Source organism: Elstera sp., from assembly GCF_044372965.1.
Classification (GTDB): domain Bacteria; phylum Pseudomonadota; class Alphaproteobacteria; order Elsterales; family Elsteraceae; genus Elstera.
The window spans coordinates 1-4,665 of record NZ_JBILQX010000229.1 but is presented as its reverse complement, the minus strand read 5'-3'; the positions used below and the strand labels follow the sequence as shown (position 1 = coordinate 4,665).

The following is a 4,665-nucleotide window of genomic DNA, read 5'->3' as shown; positions in this document are numbered from 1 at the left end:
CCCCTGCGCACTCTAGAGTGCGCACCCCTGCGCACTGAACTTCCTGTTTTCGGAAGTGTCTTTCCAGAAATCGCTTGACCAAAATGCCTACCCCTGCGCATTCTGCTTCCAGAAACGAGAAATGCGGGTGCCGTAAATGGAAGCACTTATACCCATCAAGAAGCACCGAGGCGATTGGGTTCAGACGGAACGGGCTGCTCACGAAGCCTGGGCGGCGCTAATAACAAAAAGCCCCCTGGCTGCGAAAGTCATGCACCTGTTGACTGCACGAACCGGCGAACACAATGCCGTCGTCATATCTCACGGAACGCTGGCGGCACTTACGGGTGCGTCTCGGCGCGGAGTGCAAAACGCGCTGCAAGTCCTGGCCGACCATCGGTGGCTCGAAGTCAGGCAAATCGGCGACCGGGGTACGGTGAACGCATATGTGCTGAACGACCGCGTCACCTGGAGCGGCCCACGAGACGGCATACGGTACAGCACCTTCAGCGCCGCGATCATCGTCAGCGATGCGGAACAGCCCGACGCCGATGAATTGGGGGCGCAAGAACCACTGCGGCCCATCCCTTCTCTCTACCGTGGTGAACGCCAACTTCCCACCGGCCCCGGTCTTGCGCCACCTTCGGAACCGGCTCTCCCAGGGTTTGAGCCAGATTTGCCCGTTCGGACACTCGAAGAGACTGAGTTATGATTTCAAAAATCGAGAACGGGAAAACAGCATGAGCACTCTTCCAGCCTTCAAACTCGTAGAGGCCGGGTTCTCGCAGCCCCAGGTGGAAGCTCTTTCGGAGTTCTTGGAGACGGAGGCCGCTCGACGGTCCGATCTGGTCGGTACGGAACACCGCCTCGATCAGAAGATCGGCGATGTTGAGCATCGACTATCCAAGGAAATCGCTGAAGTGAAGGCAACTCAGAAGGTCCACAACTGGATGCTCGCCACCGTGCTGGCGCTTCTGGTTGCGGTGTCCCTGAGGCTCTTCCTGAAGCCGTAGTTTTCGCTGGCCGGGGCGGCAACCCCGGCCAGCCCGCCCTCGGATTGGCCGGGAAGCGGATCACAGGAGAGGTACACTCCCATGACGACCAAGGCTTTAAGCCTGATACCACCCGATGTCGAATCCGGTGGCCGCGATCTTACCGAAGCCGAATGGACCGCGTTCGGTGCCGGGCTCCATGACACCAGCACCGAGGGGCTCGCCCGTCTCATGGCGACTTTCGGGACCGATGATCCCGTGGAAGCCCGCTCAATGGCCGCCAAATTTCTGGCGGGCTGAACCATGAACCTGAAACAATTCCTCCCCGCCGCAGTGCTCGCCGGGGAACGCCCCCTCACGTCCGATGAGTGGGGCGATTTGGCCGACGAATATTTAGACATTAACGATGTCTCACCGTTCGTCGAAATAATCCCTTACCTGACCGAAGCAGATCAGGCTCTTTTCCGTGATACTTTCAACCTGTTGGAAAGGGTAAAATCATGAGTGTTCATGCAAAACTGGCTGCTGTGTTCATCGAAGGTATGTCCGATGCTTTCTCGGCGGGATTTAACGGCAGCGGTAAAAAGAGGAAGCGTCGGAACACAGGGATTTATGATTTACACCAGGAATTGTCGAACCCCTTTCCCGATTGGCACGGGCAAGACCCCTGGGAAAGCCCCCTGAAGAGCAAACACCGGAGTCTGTTCAATCCTTTCTCATGGTGGAAACTATGACCGACGCCCCAACGAACGAAGAACGGTCCATTATAGAGAGTATCGCTTATGCTCTCGGCTTTATCATCACGCTACCTGTTACCCTGTTCTTGCTAATTGCACAGTTCAATGTCCTAACCGCCGTGTTCTTTTATGTTTTCATAATCGGTGGAGCCTACTTTCACTTTGTGAAAGGGTACTAAGGCCCGCCCATCGACAGCCCCGGACCGTAATCATCCTCCGGCTTCCGCTGCGCCTCGGCCTGCCGCTCCAACTCAGCGCGGCGGGCCGGGTCAGCGAAAGCCGCTTCGCGCTGTGCCCATTCGTGGACCTTCTCAAGCTTGGACCGCATACGGTCATCAGGCTCCAAACGTATTACAGCCTCGGCGTGATCGTCGCCCCAGCCCGTCAGCAGCTTTCGGGTGCTTTTCATGGCCGAATGGGCCTTCTCGTCAGCAGCGTAGCTGGCCTTCAGGGTAGCCAAGTCCTTGAGCCGTTGGCGCGCGGGTTTGGTCGCCTCGATCTCCTGGCCGACTTCTCGATAGAGGTCGCGCGCTTCGTCCTTTTTGGCCGTGAGATGAGCGCGCCGCCCCTCGATCTGACTGACCTGGGCCGATACCTGACGAAACGCTTCCATCTCGGCCTTCAGGCGCAGCGCGCCGCCCGGTGCCCATCCCTCCGTGATCTTCTTCAGATGGCCCTCCGCCCTTGTTTGCGCGTCTAGCAGCCCCTGCCGCTGGGCTTTGATAGGGTCAGCACCGACAAGCGCCCTAGCGGCCCTCCAGAGGCCCGCTAGGGGGTTGCTAGGCCGATTGCTCACATCGTGGTTTTTCACGGCCCTCTGTGCCGCTTCGAGCGCGTTCTTGGCCTCGAACGCCTGCTTCCACTCCGCACGGTCCATCAGCTTTTCGACTGCTGCCGCCTTCTCCGCATCGGTCATCGGTGAGGGGGTGTCGTCATCCTCGATGTCATCGACCAGTTGCCAGTACCGTTTGACCTTCCGTTTCCGCTCGTGCGCCGCCTTCAGTGGATCGACGGCGGGCGCGGGATTCGGCTTATCATCCTGCGTGGTTATTACTCTCTGCACTGACGGGCCGGGTGGCGGCGGCTCCATCCGCAACGCCTCGCGGCGCTGGTTTAAGTCAATGATTTCAGCGTTGTAGTCTGAACGTGAGCGGCCCTTGTCGATCTTCGGATAGTCGATGACGCGCGCCCCTTCGGGCTTAGGTGCTGATATTGGTTTAAGCCCCTTCGCCTCGATGGCCAGCGCCTTCGGCCCGATGTGAATTGTCGGCGCTCGGTCGAGCTGCGCCGCCTTCTCGTGGTCGCCGACCAGGCGCGCGGCTTCCGCCTGGTCGACTAAGCTTCGTCGGTCGATCCTCTCCGGTCGTCCAGCCCGAGCCAGGTGCTCATTGGCGACCGTCTCCCAGAGTTCACGGATCTTATCGGTGCTGCCCTTTTCCGACAAAGCCAGCGCCCGCTTGCCGGTTTCGATGTGGCGGTCGCGGACGATCACATGAGCGTGTGGGTTGTCGGTATCCTGCGGCCCGTTATGGATCGCGGCCAACCAGGGGACCTGCCCCCCGGTGAGCCTCTGGCCGAAATCTTTGATAAGGGCGTGCTGCTGGTCGGGGTTCAGTTCGATGGGGAACGCGACCCGGACCTTGTCGAGCACCCGCCCGTTTTTGCGGTCGCTCGCTTCTTGGCCATCGAGCCAAGAACGAACGGCGGCAGCGTTGCCCGGTCCGCATTCCGGCACGTGCTCGCCGGCTACTGCCGTGCAAGCACTCGGCCGGAGAATGTAGCCGGCATGGGCCGCGGCAGTTCCAGCCGCGTGCGTCGAGCGACCAATAGCCGAATGGTTGAGGGAATAGATCGCCATGGGTGCCGGGGGGTTGGGGGTTCGGGGGAGGGGGGCAGGCAGTGCCCACCATACCACCGACGCGCGGGTTTGCGAAGCAAACCCATAAGTGCGCACTCGCCTAAGCTCGTCGCTGCGCTCCTCACTAAGTCTCGTAATACAGACGGCAGAAACGAGAGGAAGATCGCGGGATTGAACCGCAGTTGTTCGAACCAACGAAAGAATTTTTAGCATTGACTGCTAGGAAAATTTCTAGACTAATCCCTAGCCTAATTCCTATAAAGGGGGCGATGATAATGGCAACTCGTGACGAAATTTTAGCAGCGAAGGAAGCCAAGCTGCGTGCTGAGCTAAACGCCATCGAGGAGGAAAGAAAACGGCGCCAGAATTTAACGCCCGATGTCCTCCTTGATAGGATGTTCAACGATCCGAACCTTCGTCAGGCAGTCGCCACGAAGGTTTATGAAGAAACAGGCCGGAATCCTCCAGAAGCCGCCAAAATCCTCCGAACATCGGTCGCCGACGTGCACAACGCTCGCAATGGCCGGTAGGTAATCCCCTTAGAAAGACGGTTCAGGGTTTCCCCTGAACCGTTGCCACGTGGCGAACGCGGGGGGAGCGATAGCAAGGGCGAAACCGGACCCACCCGGACCCACGCACAGGGCGTTAGCCCGAGCATGGGGAGGATGGGGAGGATTTCGGGCGAAGCCTTTACCCTTGCTATCGAAGGGGCAGCGCCCCGGCACTTTGGGGGAGCGCCCTTAGGCGCGGGGGCTTGCCCCCATCGTCCCACCTGGGCCGATTCCGCTAATGAGACCGGAGGGACGATGTCGTACCCCTACGACATCTGTGTCTGATTTCTGGACACGACGCGAAATATATTGGATTTTATTAAAATCACCATGAAAGACGGAGACAGCAGACCTGTGGACAGCTTGCCAGCCCACAGCACAAGGCTGTGGACTGTCGGGGCGGGGGGCTCGCAAGCTCGCTATGCCCGCGCCCCGATCCGCAACCTGACCACAGGCCCATCCTTTTTTTTAATTTTTGGGGGGTAGGGGGGGCGCGCAAGCGCGCCAAAAATGGGCGAGGTCGGAGCGCTTAAAAAAGGCTCCTTAGA

7 protein-coding genes are annotated in these 4,665 nt (G+C 59.3%); 6 read left to right on the top strand and 1 reads right to left on the bottom strand.

Annotated features, from left to right (window positions below; genetic code table 11):
• Positions 1 to 250 precede the first annotated feature (250 nt).
• The 5 genes from ACIQ36_RS18410 (at position 251) to ACIQ36_RS18390 (ending at position 1,705) form a co-directional block, all read left to right on the top strand.
• Entirely contained in the window at positions 251 to 691 is a 441-nt protein-coding gene (locus ACIQ36_RS18410) for a helix-turn-helix domain-containing protein (protein ID WP_395832039.1), read from the top strand.
• A 28-nt stretch (positions 692 to 719) separates the two neighbouring features.
• Complete coding sequence (locus tag ACIQ36_RS18405) at positions 720 to 992, top strand: hypothetical protein (protein WP_395832037.1); 273 nt, start codon at positions 720 to 722, stop codon at positions 990 to 992.
• A gap of 81 nt (positions 993 to 1,073) precedes the next feature.
• On the top strand, positions 1,074 to 1,271 hold the full coding sequence (locus ACIQ36_RS18400) for a hypothetical protein (protein WP_395832035.1): 198 nt from the start codon (positions 1,074 to 1,076) through the stop codon (positions 1,269 to 1,271).
• Positions 1,272 to 1,274: 3 nt separating this feature from the next.
• Positions 1,275 to 1,475, top strand: a complete 201-nt coding sequence (locus ACIQ36_RS18395; protein ID WP_395832033.1) for a hypothetical protein — start codon at positions 1,275 to 1,277, stop codon at positions 1,473 to 1,475.
• Complete coding sequence (locus tag ACIQ36_RS18390) at positions 1,472 to 1,705, top strand: hypothetical protein (RefSeq protein ID WP_395832031.1); 234 nt, start codon at positions 1,472 to 1,474, stop codon at positions 1,703 to 1,705. The genes ACIQ36_RS18395 and ACIQ36_RS18390 overlap by 4 nt, the downstream gene beginning before the upstream one ends.
• Before the next feature lie 178 nt (positions 1,706 to 1,883).
• On the opposite strand, the gene ACIQ36_RS18385 is transcribed toward ACIQ36_RS18390, so the two are convergent.
• Positions 1,884 to 3,566, bottom strand: a complete 1,683-nt coding sequence (locus ACIQ36_RS18385; RefSeq protein ID WP_395832029.1) for a MobA/MobL family protein — start codon at positions 3,564 to 3,566, stop codon at positions 1,884 to 1,886.
• Positions 3,567 to 3,841: 275 nt separating this feature from the next.
• On the opposite strand from ACIQ36_RS18385, the gene ACIQ36_RS18380 reads away from it, so the two are divergent.
• Entirely contained in the window at positions 3,842 to 4,096 is a 255-nt protein-coding gene (locus ACIQ36_RS18380; protein WP_395832027.1) for a hypothetical protein, read from the top strand.
• The last annotated feature ends 569 nt before the right edge of the window (positions 4,097 to 4,665 follow it).